Origin of the sequence: Pelolinea submarina (assembly GCF_003966975.1) — a bacterium.
Lineage (GTDB): Bacteria > Chloroflexota > Anaerolineae > Anaerolineales > Anaerolineaceae > Pelolinea > Pelolinea submarina.
Genome location: NZ_AP018437.1, coordinates 3,203,533 through 3,220,633 on the forward strand (window position 1 = coordinate 3,203,533; position 17,101 = coordinate 3,220,633).

Genomic DNA, 17,101 nt, shown 5'->3' on the forward strand with positions numbered 1-17,101 from the left:
CTCAGTTTTATTCTTCCTTAAATTCTTCCACTTGATAAATAGATACATCCAATTTGTGGATGCGCCAGTAATCAGAGGGAGCACCCATTTTAACGCACAAGTGGTCCAAGAAGTTCCGCGGGTCGGGCAATTTTTCCCAAACCTGCGGGAGAAAGGTCGCGCGCCGGACACCGTCTCTAATTAAAACCCCGTCCAGGCCGGGTCGTAGCTGATCAATCAGGTCCTGCCAGTCTTCATATAACAGCGGTTGGGTGGGCGTCAATCGCGATATTTCGATTTGCAGCAGCGGTACTTCTTCCGGCCGGACCGGCCTGAAACGGTAATCCTCCGAAGCCGCGGCGGCCGCGTGCTCTTGCACATCCAACACCAGCGGTTGATAGGCTTCCAGTGCACCGATGCATCCGCGCAACTGTTCGTCGATCGTAAGGGTCACAAAACTGGCGCCATCACGCTGCAAGTCTTCAGAATAATCAGCCGGGTTCAACCGCGGCAGGCGCTGGCCCGCAGCTGTCTGTTGAATCGTATGCCTGGCAAGATCCAGCAGGGTCTTGCGATCGGCTTCACATAAAGTCTGCTCCAACTCCATGGCATCCATCCTTTCCCATCATTCCATACTCTTAATTTTACAAACACAATGGCCTGCTTCAGTTATAATCTTCATAATACGGAATAGCAATAACCGTCCAAGCGGAATTATACATTCCGTAAAGATGAATGGATTGATGGTTAAAGAGAATCAGTAAATGGAAAATCCACTACCTGAAGAACCACTGGAAGAACCGATTGAAACGCCTAAGGACGAAGCGGCGGATGACGCCGGTGATGAGAGCGATTCACCCAGACGGCAATCGTCCTACACGGTGATGAACGGCGTGCAGACTGTGGTCAGTATTGCGCTGGTCATGGCTACCCTCCTGACGTTGTGGAATCCGCGCAAGGTATTCAATACACCCAGCCTGGCTGCCCTGGTGGAAGCCGGGGCGACCGAATCCGCGTTGAAAGCGGAGGAAAAAGCCAAAGATGAACGCAGCCAGCATATCGGCATTTTGGCGGGACACCTAGAAGACAGCAACCCCGGCGAAGTCTGCCAGGATGGTACAGTCGAATCGGATATTAACGAGGCAATCGCCACGCTCGTCAGCCAAAAACTGGAAGATCTGGGATACATCGTGGATGAATTTCCGGAATACGACCTGGAATTGTTGAACTACGAAGGCGCCGCGTTCATCGCCCTGTATACCGGCTCCTGTGCGGAAAACCCGCTGCCTCCCAGCGGTTTCAGCATTGGCGGCAGTTACTCCGCCCAGAATCCCGAATTGGTAGACCAACTGGCCACCTGTCTGGCGCAAGAATACCAGCAGGCAACCGGCTTGCCCTTTACATACGAAGTCATCAACGCTGAAGATACCTCTTATCATATTTTCCGCGATATCAGCGTGAATACTCCAGCGGTGCGGTTGGAGATGGGTTCTCTAAAAACCGACCGCGCTATATTGACGAATCATTCCGACCAGGTTACGGAGGGAATTGTTGCCGGAATCCAATGCTTCCTGAATGCCGAATAAAAAATAATAATGAACCGATTGATTGAACCCCAACACCGCGCCCAAACCAGGCGGCAGCCGTTTCTTCTATCCGCGGCCGCAGTTTTGCTTTTCATGGCAGCCGCTTTGATCCTGTTCTGCCTGCAAGTCCCCATGGTATACGCGCAGAATCTCGGCGGCGAGAATTCGGCAGGCCTTCAGATAGAAGCAACGCCCTCGCAAACGCCCGATAAATATTTCGCCGATTACTTTGCGCATTCCTGGGATATTCCGGAGGAAGCTTCGGCTGGCAACAATTTCTGGATCGAGGTTGATTTGAACACCCAAACCTTGTTCGCGTACCGCGGCAACCAGATCATCAACGCATTCCTGATTTCCAGCGGTACGGAAGCTTTCCCAACCGTGACCGGCACTTATCAAATCTACGCCAAGTACAGCCAGTACACCATGCGCGGGCCTGATTATGATATTCCGGATGTGCCCTATACCATGTTCTTCTACAAAGGTTATTCCATCCACGGCACCTACTGGCACCACAATTTCGGTACGGAAATGAGCCGGGGCTGTGTAAATATGAAAACCGAGGAAGCTGCCTGGATTTATGAAAACGCACCGGTTGGTACTTACATATTCATCCATAATTAATATACGGAAAACTATCCGATGAAGATTGAAAACATAAACCGCCGTGATTTCCTAAAATATTCCGCTCTATACTCCGCAGGACTGTGGATGGCCGGCAGCCGGGCAGGCTCTAAATTTGCGGGATTGCATAAAGCTGATACGGACGCATCCAAATTGGGCCGGGTGCTCTTCGATGATATCTCGGTGTTTGCCCAACCCAATCCGGACAGCCAGGTCCTGAAAACACTGATGTTTAATGATCTGGTGGAGTATCGTTACGAACAGGCGGTTCAGAATAGTCATCCGCATAAGGAAATTTGGTGCCGCCTGACCGACAGCGGCTACGTTCCATACAAATACCTGCAACCTGTGGAAAATCAAATCAACGAACGGGTGCTGGATATTCCCTCCGGGGGCCAGCTGGCCGAGATTACGGTGCCGTTTACAACCGCCGTGGTTGATCAATATAAACAGAATCAACGGGTAAAAGAAGACCAGATGTTCTTTTACGGATCTACCCATTGGATTTACGGGTTGGGGAAAGATGAAGCCGGAACGTACTACTATAAGGTCCAGGAGGATCGCTGGGAAGATTCATTTTACGTTGACGCGACCCATATGCGTTTGATTGCGGAAGACGAACTGGCGCCCACTTCCACGACGGGAGATCAGACCAAGAAAGTCATCCGCATCAACCTGAATGAACAGTACCTGGTGGCCTACGAAAACGAACGGCCGGTTTTCATGTCCGCGTTATCGTCGGGGCAATTGACCGGAGATGTGGATTTAACCACGCCGCAGGGAAATTTCAAAGTAAATTACAAACGCCCTTCGCGTCACATGGTCCACACGGATCGTATCAGTATCAATGACAACGAATTGTACGGCGTGCCCTGGGTATCTTATTTCACGGACAGCGGCATTGCTTTCCACGGCACTTATTGGCATAACGATTTCAGCCAGCCGAATAGTCACGGCTGTATCAACCTGCCCATTCCGGCAGCGCGCTGGATCTACCTGTGGACCCAGCCGGTGGTGCCTCCGCGTGAAAAGAAATACGTCTCCAATTCCGGCACCCGCGTGGAAGTGTATTAACATTCATAGAAATTATTAAGACATTTTTTTCGCTATTGTCGTTAAAATGTTCGGAAATGATGAACACAACTATGAATACAAAAGCAGTATTTGAAGGTCTGGTATTTGATGAAGAAGACCAACAGCTGGCGATTTCGTTTGTAGGAAACGAAGCCTGCTATGTTATCAATGATGCTGGTTTTCTACGTCATATTTCATCCGAACAAATTGACCGGCAGGTGTTGAACGCCCTCTTCGGCCAGATTGAAGAAAACAAAGAAGCGATTACCGAACAAACAGTCAAAATGATTGGCCAGGATGACCTTTTCACGCATGCCATCATCCAAAATCAGCTCGAAAACGTGGATGAACAAATGGACAAGATCCTGGAAAATGGCCTGCCTGAAGCCGGCCGCTCCTATCTGGGAATGCTCGGTTTTAAGATTGTGGTCAATTACCACGGTGAAGTAATACGAGTAGAACAACCTGCGTTACCGGCAGAAGGTGATGAATAGCACCTGATCTGCAGGAGTATCAAAGGAGTAAAACCTTATGAACGCAACCGACCATGTAATTAATGTCAATGAACTCAATTTTGAGTATGAAGTTGTCGCATATTCCCAGAACATTCCTGTCCTGGTTGATTTTTGGGCTGAGTGGTGCAAACCCTGCCAAGTCCTTGGACCAACCCTCGAAAAGATCGTCAACGAAGCCAACGGCGGTCTGCGCCTGGCCAAAGTAAATATCGACCAAAACCCCAATCTGGCTACACAATACAATGTACGCAGTATCCCAACCGTGAAAGCCTTTATAAATGGGCAGGTGGTGGCGGAGTTCGTCGGCATGCAGCCCGAAAGCCGGCTGCGCGAGTTTATCAGCAATCTGACCCCGCCCAGCCCGTTGGAGCTGGACATCAAAAAAGGTCAGGGATTGCTGCTCGGGCAGAACTGGAGTGAAGCCGAATCCGTCCTGCGCGCTGCGCTGGAACAAAAACCGGACTCGCTCCCCATTCAACTCGCATTAGCCAAAGCGCTGCTGGCTCAAAACCAGGCAGAAGAAGCAAAATCATTATTAGATGAAATTCCCTCCGGACGCGAATATGCCCAGGCCGAAATATTAATCCCATACGCGCAAAGTTTACTGGACGCGCAGCATGACCTGCTGCCCGACGAAAGCACGCTGGACGCCATCTTCAAGAACAGCCTGCGTCTGGCCGGTCAGGGGAAATTTCCCATCGCGTTGGATGGGCTTTTGGATATTCTACGCGAGGATAAACGCTATCAAAACGGACGGGTACGCCAGATTATCCTGGCTATCCTGGAAATCATGGGTGAGGAAGACCCGCAAACCCGCGATTATCGCGCGGAGTTAAATTCAGTGCTGTTCTAACAGCCATATAGATAAATCGAACAGAGGAAAAGGCTGCCTTGATCGGCAGCCTTTTTTTACTTCAAGCGAAATTACCCAATAGCATGGTAAATTTAAGCACATACAGCCATATTAAGATCACGCCCAAACAACCAGAAGAAAACAGGTATGACCGCACTCTATTTCCTGATCAACGCAATTGAAACCGCCTTATTGGCAGTGTACTTTTACCTGTCTGGTTCAGCTCCCAGTGAGCAGGTATTCTTAGGCCTTTCCCCCGAACGACTGATCCTGGTGTGCGGGTTGGCAATTTTGGCATTGGCTTTCCTGGGTGCGGCAGTTCTGAGCCTAAAAAATGGCAATTGGCTCACCAGGCAAGTGCATACCTGCCTGAAAAACGAGCGCACCTGTTGGCGGATGCTGGCAGCCGGCCTGCTGATGACAGCGGCGGTCATCTTCCTCTTTACCCGCGGCCCACACACATTTGGCGATTGGAGCCAGGTTTACATTCAATTTCAACCGGTGCTTTCTTTAATATTTCTCTTCTCCATCCAAACTGTGCTGGTGCTTCTGGTTTGGATTGCGTTTCACTTCACGAATTTCAAACCGGAAAGCGACAAAGAAATTCGACGCATCTGGATAATTTTTGCTGCGCTCGCGGCTTTCAAATATTTTTTGGGGGCTGCAGGGGCTTACGGTCCCATCAACGGCGATGAGATGGAATATTTTTCGCTGACGTACTACCTCAGCCAGGGAAACCTCTTTCAGGCGGTTGACCCAATCCATTATCCGCCTTTGTATCCCCTGCTTCTGACAACCACGCTGCCTTTTGGTTTTTATACCTTTGATTTGATCAAAGTCATCAACGTTCTGTTATCTTCCAGCATCGTCTTTCCCATCTACCTGATTTCCAGACGGTACATGAAAGCGGAACAAAGCCTGTTGGTGGTGCTGGGGGCCAGCCTGCTGCCCTTTCACCTGGTCTTTCCTCGCCGAATACAAAGCGAGAATTTATATTTCCCGTTATTCTATTGGGCATTGTATTTCATAGTCTCCGACTCGCAAGATGAGCGCAGGCGTTCTGCCTGGGATATACTCAGCGGCGCTTTATTAGGACTGCTGTACTTAACCCGCTATATCACCCTGGCCCTTCTGCCCGTCTTCCTGCTGGGTTGGGGACTGAAAGTCAACCGGAATTCAGCCGGCTCGCAGCAGCGCGCCTCCCAATGGATCAGGCGTTTTCTATTGCTGGCTGCCTGCGGATTGGGATGCTATTTGCCCTGGATCACTGCGGGCCTTTCGCATGGATATACTTTTAAAGATACGCTCGGCCTTTTCATCACCGCCAGCGTGGAGAATCCCCAACAACTCAGCTTTGCCAACCTGATGTTGTGGGTTTTGATTTACGCGGCTTACCTGGCTTTAATGGCAGCCCCAGTGCTGCCCTTCCTCGTCCTGCTGGTGCGCGATTTCTTCTCAAACCGGTTAGGCCGGGAAAGCAAACATTGGTTTATCTTATCCATTGCGCTTACCGCTGTTTACAGCGCCGCAGTCGTGCGCCATTCCTGGCGGGCCAACTACAACGCGGAGATCCCCATGAAGATCATGGGGCGTTACCTGATCTTTCTCGCGCCGATCTTTCTGATCTCGGCCATGCTCGCTCTACGCGAACGCAAAGAAAACGAAACACCCGCCGCACTACAGTACGGTTTATTGATGCTGATAATTCCGGCGGGGTTGATCAGCGGCGCTTACCTGCTGCTCATCCGCAAATCCATTCTTCCCATCAGCGCAGGCGCGCTGAATGCGCTGGGGGCGGTGGACGGCTATATGGTCGCTTTGATGGAAGAATTTTTCTTCCTCCTGCTTTTACCCTTATATGGCAGCTACCTGCTGCTCTATCTGAAGAAGAAGATCCCCGCGCTTCTGGCCGCGGCAGCCCTGGGTCTGGCAATTTTTTACCTGGCCGCGCTGCCTGCTTATCAGGGTGAGTTGAAAGATCAGCAGTATTACAACCGGATAGGCGAACAAACCGCCAAAGCACTTGCCGATCTGGATATTGATCCATCCGGCGCAGGTCTTCAACTCCTGCTGCCGAATGAACTGACATCCATTCAGAAACAGCAGATCTATATGACCGTGCAAGTCAGAGGTTTTCCGCTTCTGTCTCCGGCTTCGTATAATTCTATCCGGCAGTTTTCTGATCTCGAAGAAAACACGCTGGTAATCTGGGACAGTCAAAATGAATGGTCTTCACCACAAGAGCCCATTCAAAGCCTTTCTCTGTCCGGTACACCTTATCTCCTCGAAGTGTTCTAAATTTCCTCCCTTTTCCATTTACTTTATCCATCCGATTCCCTTAAAAAAGATTGTCATACAATCTTTATTTGGATATAATATGCCAAGGAATTCTTTCCATGGATAAAACAATCAGCCGGAAGTTTTTTAACGATAGGGCAGAGCATTGGGATGATACCGTTAGAAATAACGATGCACAAAAGCTCCGCAGAATGGCCGACCGGCTAGATATTCAAGAGCCCAATTTTGTTTTAGACGTAGGCACCGGCACCGGTGTTTTTATCCCATATATCTCCGAAAAACTGAATGGCAGCGGCAGAATCATCTCCATGGATTTCGCCATCAACATGCTGATCAAAGCGCAATCCAAATTTTCCGACAGAGAAAGCCTGGAATACGTCTGTGCTGAAATCGAAGCCCTGCATCTCGGCAGCGCTCAATTCGATACAGCCGTATGCTATTCCACTTTCCCGCACTTTCATGATAAACCCCGCGCATTACGCAATCTGACTCATTTGCTGAAAAAAAACGGTACCTTGTTCATCTGTCACACCGCCAGCAAAGAGACTATCAACGATATCCATAGAAGTATCCCCGACTTTCAGGATCATCTAATTCCCGATAACGACGAGATGGCTCAATTGTTGGAAAAGGCCGGCTTTGTACAGGTAAAAATTGAAGATAATGAAGATTATTACCTGGTTACAGCCAAAAATAGAGGTTAATTTAACAAGAGGAAAAAAAATGCTTTATACTTGTGCCATCAAAGGGAAAGTTGTAACAAACTGCAAAATTCTCATTGGTACTATTTGGGGGATAAAAAACCTTAATAAAAAGGAGGTGATTTTTGTTCGTAATAGATAAATATAGCCTCAAAATTATTGGAGAGCAACAAAAATATATTTACTTGGTTTATTAATAAAGGAGAAGATTTTATGAATAAGAGATTACTAGCCATTTTGGCAATCCTGGTTGTCGGATCATTGCTGTTCACCGCTTGCGGTTCCGCTCCCAGCACCACCGAAGAAGCTGCCCCGGCAGCTGATGAAACCGCCGCTGAACCCGAGTTCACCTGCGCGCTGATTACCCCCAATCCCCTGGGCGACCGTTCCTTCATTGATTCATCCGCCCGCGGTATTGAACAGGCTAACGCCGAACTGCCCGTGAAATGCGACATCATTGAGACCAATGGCGTTTCCGAGCACGAAGCTGCCCTGCGCGGCGCAGTCGCCGAAGGTTACGATCTGGTTTTGGGTCTGGCCATCGACGCGGAATTGTTCGCCAACCTGGCCAATGAATTCCCGGAACAGAATTTCTCATCCCCGTCCGAACTCTTCCTGGACCAACTCCCTGCCAACCTGGTTTCCTATCAGGTTGAAGTACACGAAGCCAGCTTCCTGGCCGGCTTGGTCGCCGGCACCATGACCGACAGCAAGATCCTCGGCGTGGTCAACGGTGGCGATTCCCCCGCCATGAACCAGTTCACCTATGGTTTCAAACAGGGTGTCTTGGAAGTTTGCCCCGATTGCCAGGTGCTCGTGAGCTACCTCGGCTTTGATTTCTCCAACCCGACCCTCGGTCTGGAAACCGCTCTGGCCCAGTACGAACAGGGCGCCGACATTGTCTACCAGGTTGCCGGCCGTTCCGGCGAAGGTGTCTTGGAAGCAGCCGCCCAGGTTGGCAAATACGCCATCGGTGTGGACTCCAACCAGGACTACATCCAGCCCGGCAGCATCATCACCTCCGTTATCAAGCGTGTTGATCAGACCACCTTCGACTCCATCGCCAGCGTGGTCAACGGCACCTTCGAAGGCGGCCAGTTCATCACCAAAGGTATGAAGGACGGTTTCGCCGGCCTTTCCTGGGACGAAGGTTCCACCGCCTTTGAAGAAAGCGGCCCCGCAGATATGGTTGCCAAGTTAGCCGACGCGAAAGCAGTCGTCGAAGAATACCGCGCCAAGATTTTGGCCGGCGAATATGCAGTTTGCGATTCGCTCTATCCCGATACCCCCGAATGCGTTGCAGTCATCGGCGAGTAAATATTATTAGATAACAACAAACAGGACCCCGGGGAACCTTTCCCGGGGTCTTTAATGGAGGATGATCGCATGGCACTCGCATTAGAAATGAAAGGGATCACCAAGTATTTTAGTTCGACCGATGTGCAGGCGAATGACAACGTTAATTTGACAGTTGAAGCAGGCGAGGTGCTTGCTCTGGTGGGGGAAAATGGCGCGGGCAAAACCACATTAATGAACATCCTGTACGGTCTGATCAAACCGGATTCCGGTGAAATTTTTATTAATGGCGAAAAAGTTCAAATCGGCCACCCTGATGATGCCATCAAAAACGGCATCGGTATGGTGCATCAGCATTTCAAATTAGTCCCGTCCTTTACAGTCGCCCAAAACATCATCCTGGGCATGGAACCGAACAAAGCCGGTTTCTTATCCCCAAAAGAAGAAAATAAAGTTGTGAAAGAGCTGGCGGATAAATTCAATCTGCCGGTTGACCCTAAAGCTCAAATCCGCGACCTGCCGGTTGGCATGCAGCAGCGGGTTGAGATCTTAAAAGTACTCTTACGTGAAGCAAAGATCCTAATTCTGGATGAACCTACCGCGGTTTTGACGCCCCAGGAAGTTAAAGAACTGATGGACGTGGTCCGCCAATTGGCAAAGATGGGTTATTCGGTAATTTTTATCACCCATAAGTTGATCGAGGTAATGGAAGTCGCAGACAAGGTCAGCGTTATGCGCGCGGGCAAGAATGTTGGAAACAAGAAAGTCTCGGATACGAATATTCCAGATTTAGCGCGTATGATGGTCGGCCGTGAAGTTCTGCTGCGCGTTAAAAAAGACACCATTCAACGCGGTAAACCTGTTTTTGAAGCAAAGGATGTCAGCGTTTCAGATGTACACGGGCTGGCTGCCATTTCCCACGTTTCCTTCAACGTACATGAAGGAGAGATCGTCGGCCTGGCTGGCGTGAGCGGTAATGGACAGACCGAACTGGTTGAGGTCATTTCCGGTATGCGTCCTCTGGACGGCGGAAACTTATATCTGAACGAGCAGGACATTACGCAAGCCAATGTGCGCGACCGCCGCAATGCCGGTGTGGCGCATATCCCCGAAGATCGTATGGAAGTCGGCTTGAATTTGCAGACCAATCTGGATGAAAACCTGATCATCTCGCGCTACAACCAATCCGAATTCAGCAAATTTGGTTTCTTGTTAGGAAAATCCATCAGCAGGTTCGCTGAAACAGTTGTCAAATCTTTCTCCATCGCGGCCGCCAAGCCGGGCGAGGATATTTCCATGCTCTCCGGCGGCAACCTGCAAAAAGTAGTCGTAGGACGTGAACTCTCTGGACAGCCATCATTCATTATCGCCAACCAGCCCACCCGTGGTCTGGATGTTGGCAGTATCGAATTTGTACATAAAACCCTGATTGAGGAACGCGACCGCGGCGCCGGCGTTTTGCTGGTTTCGGTGGAATTGGAAGAAATCATGGCCCTGGCCGACCGCATTCTGGTGCTTTTCCGCGGGCAAATCCAGGGTGAGTTGGACGCCAAGACTGCTACCGAAGAAGAAGTCGGCATCCTGATGGCCGGCGGAAAACTCTCTGACCTGCAAACAAACCAAGCGAAGTCGGGAAAGGAATCAAAATGAAAAACAAGAAACTCCAAAAGATCCTTGACGCCATTCTGATCCCAGTCCTGGCTATTTTATCTGGCCTGGTGCTGATGGGCATTATGATCGCCCTCACCGGCAAACCGGTTTGGGAATCATACGGAGTCTTATTCAGCAAGGCATTTGGCTGCGAAAAAGCCAGCAACTGCGCTATTGTTACCACCCTGGAGCGCGCCACCCCGATTATTTTGACCGGTCTATCGGCCGTGGTCGCGTTCCGCTCCGGTCTGTTCAGTATCGGCCAGGAAGGCCAATATCTGATGGCTTCCATCGCCGCCGGCTGGCTGGGATACAACATCCACCTGCCCAACGGCGTACATCAATCCGTCATTCTGGTCGCCTGCATGGCCGTAGGCGCGGCTTATGGGTTCATCCCCGGCGTTTTAAAGGTCAAGTTAGGCGTCAATGAGTTGTTATCCACCATTGTGCTGAACTCCATCGCCACCCTAATCATCGAATACATGGTGCAGTTCCCCATGCGCGCGGACGTATCCACCACGGCGCACTCCCCCATCATCGATGAAACCGCGCAATTGCCCATCTTTATGCCCGGTTCCAAATGGGGCGTGGGCTTCATCATTGCGGTTGTGGCTGTCATCCTCGTCTTTATCTATTTATGGAAAACCAAATCCGGCTACGAACAGCGTATGGCGGGCCAGTCCAAACGTTTCGCTTTATACGGTGGTGTTCCCAGCGATAAAGCCGCAATCCGCGCCATGATCATCAGCGGCGCTCTGGCCGGTTTGGCCGGTGCGGTTGAGGTGATGGGCGTGCACCGCCGCATCATGACCGGTTTCTCTACCGGTTTGGGCTTCGACGGTGTTACCGCGGCCATTCTTGGCCAAACCCATCCCTTCGGCGTCTTCATCGTTGCCATCTTGTTTGCCGGACTAAAACTCGGCGCACAATTGGGCCTCCAATTGAAACTGGGCATCCCCCGTGAATTGGGCGCAACCATCATCGGATTCATCATCCTGTTCGTGGCTGCCAGTAAATTCTACGAAGGTGCGATCGATAGCGTCCGCTCCTGGTTTACCAAGTCGAAAAAGGTGAAAGCGAAAGGAGGAGGAGACTAATGACAGGCTTTTTTAGTGTCTTCACTGTTGAATTATTAAATAGCGGCATCCGCTTGGCCACCCCTGTTATTCTGGCTGCCCTGGGCGGCGCGCTGTGCAACAAAGCCGGCGTGCTCAACCTGGCGCTGGAAAGCATGATGCTGATGGGTGCTTTCGTCGGTATTGTTTCCGCTTACTTCGTCGGGAACTCGTATATTGGTTTGTTGATTGCCATGGCCTCCGGCGGTTTGCTTGGACTGGTGTTCGCGTTTCTATACCATAAGTATGACGTGGATCTGGTCATTTTGGCCATCGCGTTCAACCTGATCATTCAGGAGCTAACCGTGTATGTGATGCGCGTTATGTTCGGCAACGTCGGCAGTTGGTCGGACCCCAGCATTAACCGCATCCCGGATATCGAGATCCCGTTGATCAAGGACATCCCCGTTTTGGGCAACATCCTCAGCGGATACAACATCATCGTTTACTTCTCATGGGCTGTCACCATTGTGATGTACCTGGTTCTTTACAAAATGAAATTCGGCCGCCATATCCGCGCGGTCGGCGAGAACCGGGAAGCCGCAGAAACCGTGGGGATCAACGCCGTGCGCATCCAAACCATGGCCCTGATTATCTCCGGCGTACTTTCCGCCCTGGGCGGCGCATTCTTATCTATCGGCCACTTGAAGTTGTTCACTCGCAATATGAGCAACGGCCGTGGTTGGACTGCTGTAGCGGCGGCCCTTTTCGGCGCCAACCACCCCATCGGTACCGCTCTGGCCAGTTTGTTCTTTGGCCTGACGGAAGCATTCGCGGTGCGTATCCAAAACGTCACCGACCTGCCGCCAAACCTGGTGGAACTGCTGCCGAACTTTGCTACCTTGATCGTGCTGATCTTCATCGCCCTACGCGAAAAGCTGCGTGAGAACAACGCACGCCGCCGCTTCCGCGCGGAATTGAGAGCGGAGGAACAGCAAAAGGCTGCTTCATAGACGAATCGAAACCTGTAACACAAACAGGGGTGCAGACATCTCGCACCCCTGTTTTTTCAAGCAATCATATGGACAAATTATTTATTTATATCGATACAGATCTTAGCTTAGGTACGCCCGGTGCGGAAATAGACGACGGCGCGGCACTGCTGATGCTGCTGCGCAACCCGGCGGCTCAAATCGTCGGCATCGGCAGCGTTTTCGGCAACGTGCCGGTACGGGACGCTACCTGCAACCTGGCGCGTATGCTGGAAATAACCGGGCATACGGATATTCCCCTGGCACAGGGCGCGGCTGGCCCGCTGGAAGGCGACATGAGTTGGTTTGCAGAGTGGCAGGCCGGTTACAGCGCCACGCTGCCTTTTGAATGCAATGAACCGCGGGAATCCTCCGCGGATATGCTGGTACGTTTGGCAAACACCTACCCCGACCAATTAAGCGTCATCGCCATCGGCCCCTCCACCAACCTGGCCCTGGCACTGGAAAAGGACCCCGAGATCGCCTATAAGGTCAAACAAGTGGTTGCCATGGGCGGCTCTTTCGGCAGCCAGCCGCAGGCGCCCGAGTTCAACGTGCACTGTGATCCAAGCGCCACCCGAAAAATATGCGCGGCTGATTGGCCGCTGACCCTGTTGGGGCTGGATATCACCCGCCAGGCGGCTTTTTCACGCGCGAAATTCGCCGCGTTACCTGACAGCGATCCGATCCTGAGCCTGCTCAAAGAGCAGGCGGACAGCTGGATCACCCGTGTGGAAAGCATGGGTTGGGAAAAAGACGGCTGCTCTCTGCACGATGCCGTAGCCGCGGCTTACCTGCTGCAAACGGATCTTTTCAATTCCGTTCCTGTGGAAGTGGAAATTTCCGACGGAAGCCGCCTGCCAATCGGCACCACATTGATCAACCCGGTGCCGCGCTCGCAGGGCAGCACTACGCACGTGGTCAGCACCGTCAAGGCTAAAATGGTGCGGGATTTCATTTGGTCGTTCATCGACCCTACCGCTGCAAAATAAGGAGAAATACTATGGAAAAATTATCGGTCTTCTGCTACGGTGAAGTGGGCGTGGATAACATCATCCAGGCCGACCAACTGCCCAGTCCGGAAATCGCGGTTTTTCCGCAAGCCGAAAGCTACCACATCGGCGGCGCAGCCGCCAACACCGCCGTCTGGCTGGCGCGCATGGGTGTGCCGGTCGGGCTGAGCGGCAACGTCATCGGCAGCGACCTGTACGGCAGGCAGCTGCAGGAATGGCTGGGGCAGCACAACCGTCTGGATCTGGCGGCGCTCGAAATCGTGCCGGGCACGACCACGCCTTTCACACGCGCCATCGTCACACCTGACGGCGAACGCTCCTTCCTGATTTTTTATTACCCGCAAACTCCCAAGAGCGTCTTTTCGCTGGATATGCTGAAAGGCGCGGGGTATTTAGCGCTGGACCTGTACGGCGGCCCGGAGCGCATTCAATCCGCCAAAACCGCCCACAACGCCGGCGTGCAGACCACCATCGGCGACGTGATCTGGCCGGAACATGAAGTGTTGCCTTTCACGGACATCGCCACCAATTCCGGATCCTACATTCGAAACGTCTTCCCGGGCGTGGACGTGCACCAGCACGCCCGCAGCCTGCAAGCCATCAACCAGGGCATCGTGATTACCACCGACGGCGGCGATGAGGTTTTCGCCATCGACCGCGACGGCAGCGCCTTTATAGCTCATCCGCCAAAGGTTGAGGTAGTGGATGCCACCGGCGCCGGGGACGCATTCCGCGCGGGTCTGCTGTTTGGGCTGGATAAGGGCCTGAGTTTGGCCGACAGCGTATGCTGGGGCATGGCGACCGGCTCGCTGAAGGTCGGCCACGTCGGCGCGGCCACCAGCCTGCCCACATTCGCTGAAATCGAAACGCTAGCCAAGCGCCTGATAGCCCAGGGTGTTACCCCCGCATGAACAATAATGGCATGAACGAACCACTAGGCATCGTCAACCACATCCTCAAAAAGAGCTTCGTGGACGGGCCGGGCAACCGCGCAGTGATCTTCCTGCAGGGCTGCAATTTTCACTGCCTGTACTGCCACAACCCCTACACCATCAACCACTGCACGGCCTGCGGGCTGTGCGTGGAAACCTGTCCGCAGCACGCCCTGACACTGGGAAAAGATAAAATATTCTGGAACGAGGATATTTGTGTGGAATGTGACGAGTGCATCCGCGTTTGCCCTGAATCCGCTTCGCCGCGCACACGCACCTACACACCCGCAGAATTATGGCAGGAAGTCGCCCGCATCGGGCCTTTCATCACCGGCATCAGTGTGTCCGGCGGCGAACCTTCGCTGCAGGTGCCCTTCCTGGCGCGCTTCTTTCAATTGGTCAAAGAGAACTCGGATCTGACCACCCTGATCGAGACCAACGGTTTTGCCGGTCAGCAAGCCTACACGGATATGCTGCCCTGGCTGGACATGGCCATGGTTGACCTGAAATGCAGCGATCCGGACAAACACCTGGAATTGACCGGGCAGCCGCTCGATACGGTACTGGAAAGCATCCGCTTCTTCGCCGCCCAGGGCAAATTGCAGCAGGTCCAGCAGGTGATCGCGCCTGCCTACACCGACCAGGCAGCGGACATGCAGCGCACCGCCGGCCTGCTGGCCGGCATCGATCCATCGATACATCTGCGGCTGCTGCGCTTCCGCCCGCACGGCGCCAGCGGCCCGGCCGCGCAATGGCAGTCCCCCACGGATGAACGCATGGACGCTTTGGTGGAAACCGCCCGCAGCAATGGCTTAACATCCGTGGAACGTTCGCTATAATTGAGACAATCGCTGAAAAGGAATTATTGTTATGGATAAACAAAATTTGCCTGAACCGTTCATGGATTTCGAAAACCTGCAAGAAGGGCTGACCGCTGAAACGGTCGCACCTTTCAAGCAGCACATTTCGGATTTACTGCACGCGCGCGACCTGATCTTCGAACAAAAGCGCGACGCGCTGGCTGCCGCCGCGGTAGGCAGCATGCCCTATCCGCCCATTTCGGCCGAAGCGCGTGAGCTGATCGAGTCCGGCGCGCTGTGCCTGTTGGCCGAAGGCGCCACGCCCTACCACCCGCGCTACGTGGCCCCCGATTACGCCAAAATCCTGCGCGAAGGCAGCCCCTTCCTGGAATTGCAGCCGGCGCAGAACCTGTTCGACGCCACAACCAGCCTGCTGACGGCTTACAAGTACTTCCCGGCCGGCGGTCTGCCGGTCTTCATCGGGCGCCTGGACGAACTGCTGGAACCCTACATCGACAGCGTATCGCCTGAAACCGCGCGCCAGGTGCTGAAGTCCTTCTGGCTGCTGGTGGACCGCCTCAACCCCAGCGGGTTCGTACACGCCGACTTGGGCCCGGCCGCCAGCAAGACCGGCACGCTGCTGCTGGACGTGGACCGCGAGCTGGGCACCATCACCAACGTGACCCTGCGTTACGACCCGCAGCATACCCCGCAAGAATTCGCGCTCAAAGCGGTCTCCAACGCGCTGGCCGTCACCAAACCTTACTTCCTCAACCATCCGGCCATGGCAGCCGACTGGGGCAAGGATTACGTCATCGCCAGCTGCTACAACGCCCTGCCGCTCAAAGGCGGCATCTACACGCTGGTGCGCCTGAACCTGAAAAAAGCCGCGGAGATGGCCGGGAATGACCCCGAGCGCTTCCTGGATGAGATCCTGCCGCAGATCAGCAAGCGCTGGACTGAGGTCATCGCCAGCCGCGCGCGCTATATCATTGAAGACGTGCGCTGGTTCGAGGACAACTTCTGGATCGAGGAAGGGCTGTTGGATAAATCAAAATTCTCCGCCTACGCCGGCGTTTTCGGGCTGGCTGAAGGCGTCAATCATTTCTTCCAGAACAAGGCGGGCTATGGGCACGACCCGGCTGCCAACCGCCTGGCGGAACGCATCACCACGCGCATCCACGAAGTGCTGGAAGATAACCCGGTAATCTATTGCGAGGGCACAGGCGGCAAAGCCTGCTACCATGCCCAGGTGGGTATCACTTCCGACCTGGAAACCACGCCCGCCACGCGCATCCCCTCCGGCGAGGAACCGGAACTGTACGAGCACATCCTGACCGAAGCGCCCACACATAAGTGGATCAATGGCGGCATCAGCACCATCCTGGAATTCGACCAGACTGCCGCGCAGAACCCAGCCGCCGTGCTGGACATCATCCAGGGCGCCTTCAAGGCCGGCATCCGCAACCTGTCGATCGGCAGCGCCAATTCCGAGTTCGTGCGCGTAACAGGCTACCTGATCCGGCGCGCCGACCTGGAAGCGCACAAGGCTGAGAAAGCCCTGCGGCATTCTTCCGCCGCGCTGGGCAGCGGCGTGATGGAAAATCATCCCAACCACCTGCACCGCATCACGCGCAAGGTTTAAGCCTTTTCACTGCCAGCATTGATGAAACCATCCACGAGAAGTACTATAA

At 53.1% G+C, this 17,101-nt stretch carries 16 protein-coding genes; 15 read left to right on the plus strand and 1 reads right to left on the minus strand.

What is annotated here, in order from left to right:
• Positions 1–7: 7 nt before the first annotated feature.
• Positions 8–586, minus strand: a complete 579-nt coding sequence (gene amrA / locus Pelsub_RS14155; protein ID WP_116225782.1) for an AmmeMemoRadiSam system protein A — start codon at positions 584–586, stop codon at positions 8–10.
• Between the two features lie 157 nt (positions 587–743).
• Here amrA and Pelsub_RS14160 point away from each other — a divergent pair, with 157 nt between their 5' ends.
• From Pelsub_RS14160 to Pelsub_RS14230, 15 genes are all read left to right on the plus strand, one after another.
• Positions 744–1,565, plus strand: coding sequence for an N-acetylmuramoyl-L-alanine amidase (locus Pelsub_RS14160; RefSeq protein WP_116225690.1), 822 nt, complete (start codon positions 744–746; stop codon positions 1,563–1,565).
• A gap of 9 nt (positions 1,566–1,574) precedes the next feature.
• Positions 1,575–2,189, plus strand: a complete 615-nt coding sequence (locus Pelsub_RS14165; protein WP_116225691.1) for a L,D-transpeptidase — start codon at positions 1,575–1,577, stop codon at positions 2,187–2,189.
• An 18-nt stretch (positions 2,190–2,207) separates the two neighbouring features.
• Positions 2,208–3,263, plus strand: a complete 1,056-nt coding sequence (locus Pelsub_RS14170; protein ID WP_116225692.1) for a L,D-transpeptidase — start codon at positions 2,208–2,210, stop codon at positions 3,261–3,263.
• A gap of 71 nt (positions 3,264–3,334) precedes the next feature.
• Positions 3,335–3,757 carry a hypothetical protein gene (locus Pelsub_RS14175; RefSeq protein WP_116225693.1) on the plus strand — a complete coding sequence of 141 codons (423 nt, stop codon included), beginning with the start codon at positions 3,335–3,337 and terminating at the stop codon, positions 3,755–3,757.
• Positions 3,758–3,794: 37 nt separating this feature from the next.
• Positions 3,795–4,631 carry a thioredoxin gene (trxA, locus tag Pelsub_RS14180; protein WP_116225694.1) on the plus strand — a complete coding sequence of 279 codons (837 nt, stop codon included), beginning with the start codon at positions 3,795–3,797 and terminating at the stop codon, positions 4,629–4,631.
• A gap of 147 nt (positions 4,632–4,778) precedes the next feature.
• Complete coding sequence (locus tag Pelsub_RS14185) at positions 4,779–6,929, plus strand: glycosyltransferase family 39 protein (protein WP_116225695.1); 2,151 nt, start codon at positions 4,779–4,781, stop codon at positions 6,927–6,929.
• A gap of 98 nt (positions 6,930–7,027) precedes the next feature.
• The gene (locus Pelsub_RS14190) at positions 7,028–7,633 is read left to right on the plus strand and encodes a class I SAM-dependent methyltransferase (RefSeq protein WP_116225696.1); all 606 of its coding nucleotides are present in this window, start codon (positions 7,028–7,030) and stop codon (positions 7,631–7,633) included.
• A 210-nt stretch (positions 7,634–7,843) separates the two neighbouring features.
• The gene (locus tag Pelsub_RS14195; protein WP_116225697.1) at positions 7,844–8,947 is read left to right on the plus strand and encodes a BMP family ABC transporter substrate-binding protein; all 1,104 of its coding nucleotides are present in this window, start codon (positions 7,844–7,846) and stop codon (positions 8,945–8,947) included.
• Positions 8,948–9,016: 69 nt separating this feature from the next.
• Positions 9,017–10,576 (plus strand): ABC transporter ATP-binding protein, encoded by a 1,560-nt coding sequence (locus Pelsub_RS14200; protein ID WP_116225698.1) that lies wholly within the window; start codon positions 9,017–9,019, stop codon positions 10,574–10,576.
• On the plus strand, positions 10,573–11,673 hold the full coding sequence (locus Pelsub_RS14205) for an ABC transporter permease (RefSeq protein ID WP_116225699.1): 1,101 nt from the start codon (positions 10,573–10,575) through the stop codon (positions 11,671–11,673). Before Pelsub_RS14200 ends, Pelsub_RS14205 begins: the two co-directional genes overlap by 4 nt.
• Complete coding sequence (locus Pelsub_RS14210; protein WP_116225700.1) at positions 11,673–12,644, plus strand: ABC transporter permease; 972 nt, start codon at positions 11,673–11,675, stop codon at positions 12,642–12,644. The genes Pelsub_RS14205 and Pelsub_RS14210 overlap by 1 nt, the downstream gene beginning before the upstream one ends.
• Positions 12,645–12,712: 68 nt before the next feature.
• On the plus strand, positions 12,713–13,654 hold the full coding sequence (locus Pelsub_RS14215) for a nucleoside hydrolase (RefSeq protein WP_116225701.1): 942 nt from the start codon (positions 12,713–12,715) through the stop codon (positions 13,652–13,654).
• Between the two features lie 11 nt (positions 13,655–13,665).
• Positions 13,666–14,586, plus strand: coding sequence for a carbohydrate kinase family protein (locus Pelsub_RS14220; protein ID WP_116225702.1), 921 nt, complete (start codon positions 13,666–13,668; stop codon positions 14,584–14,586).
• Positions 14,587–14,597: 11 nt separating this feature from the next.
• Positions 14,598–15,446, plus strand: coding sequence for a YjjW family glycine radical enzyme activase (locus tag Pelsub_RS14225; protein ID WP_158675134.1), 849 nt, complete (start codon positions 14,598–14,600; stop codon positions 15,444–15,446).
• 31 nt (positions 15,447–15,477) lie between these two features.
• Complete coding sequence (locus Pelsub_RS14230; protein WP_116225704.1) at positions 15,478–17,052, plus strand: YjjI family glycine radical enzyme; 1,575 nt, start codon at positions 15,478–15,480, stop codon at positions 17,050–17,052.
• The last annotated feature ends 49 nt before the right edge of the window (positions 17,053–17,101 follow it).

What these genes read in the sequence shown, in the direction of transcription:
- amrA (WP_116225782.1), bottom strand. Translation starts at nt 586, where the DNA reads ATGGAGTTGGAGCAGACTTTATGTGAAGCCGATCGCAAGACCCTGCTG.
- Pelsub_RS14160 (WP_116225690.1), top strand. Translation starts at nt 744, where the DNA reads ATGGAAAATCCACTACCTGAAGAACCACTGGAAGAACCGATTGAAACG.
- Pelsub_RS14165 (WP_116225691.1), top strand. Translation starts at nt 1,575, where the DNA reads ATGAACCGATTGATTGAACCCCAACACCGCGCCCAAACCAGGCGGCAG.
- Pelsub_RS14170 (WP_116225692.1), top strand. Translation starts at nt 2,208, where the DNA reads ATGAAGATTGAAAACATAAACCGCCGTGATTTCCTAAAATATTCCGCT.
- Pelsub_RS14175 (WP_116225693.1), top strand. Translation starts at nt 3,335, where the DNA reads ATGAATACAAAAGCAGTATTTGAAGGTCTGGTATTTGATGAAGAAGAC.
- trxA (WP_116225694.1), top strand. Translation starts at nt 3,795, where the DNA reads ATGAACGCAACCGACCATGTAATTAATGTCAATGAACTCAATTTTGAG.
- Pelsub_RS14185 (WP_116225695.1), top strand. Translation starts at nt 4,779, where the DNA reads ATGACCGCACTCTATTTCCTGATCAACGCAATTGAAACCGCCTTATTG.
- Pelsub_RS14190 (WP_116225696.1), top strand. Translation starts at nt 7,028, where the DNA reads ATGGATAAAACAATCAGCCGGAAGTTTTTTAACGATAGGGCAGAGCAT.
- Pelsub_RS14195 (WP_116225697.1), top strand. Translation starts at nt 7,844, where the DNA reads ATGAATAAGAGATTACTAGCCATTTTGGCAATCCTGGTTGTCGGATCA.
- Pelsub_RS14200 (WP_116225698.1), top strand. Translation starts at nt 9,017, where the DNA reads ATGGCACTCGCATTAGAAATGAAAGGGATCACCAAGTATTTTAGTTCG.
- Pelsub_RS14205 (WP_116225699.1), top strand. Translation starts at nt 10,573, where the DNA reads ATGAAAAACAAGAAACTCCAAAAGATCCTTGACGCCATTCTGATCCCA.
- Pelsub_RS14210 (WP_116225700.1), top strand. Translation starts at nt 11,673, where the DNA reads ATGACAGGCTTTTTTAGTGTCTTCACTGTTGAATTATTAAATAGCGGC.
- Pelsub_RS14215 (WP_116225701.1), top strand. Translation starts at nt 12,713, where the DNA reads ATGGACAAATTATTTATTTATATCGATACAGATCTTAGCTTAGGTACG.
- Pelsub_RS14220 (WP_116225702.1), top strand. Translation starts at nt 13,666, where the DNA reads ATGGAAAAATTATCGGTCTTCTGCTACGGTGAAGTGGGCGTGGATAAC.
- Pelsub_RS14225 (WP_158675134.1), top strand. Translation starts at nt 14,598, where the DNA reads ATGAACGAACCACTAGGCATCGTCAACCACATCCTCAAAAAGAGCTTC.
- Pelsub_RS14230 (WP_116225704.1), top strand. Translation starts at nt 15,478, where the DNA reads ATGGATAAACAAAATTTGCCTGAACCGTTCATGGATTTCGAAAACCTG.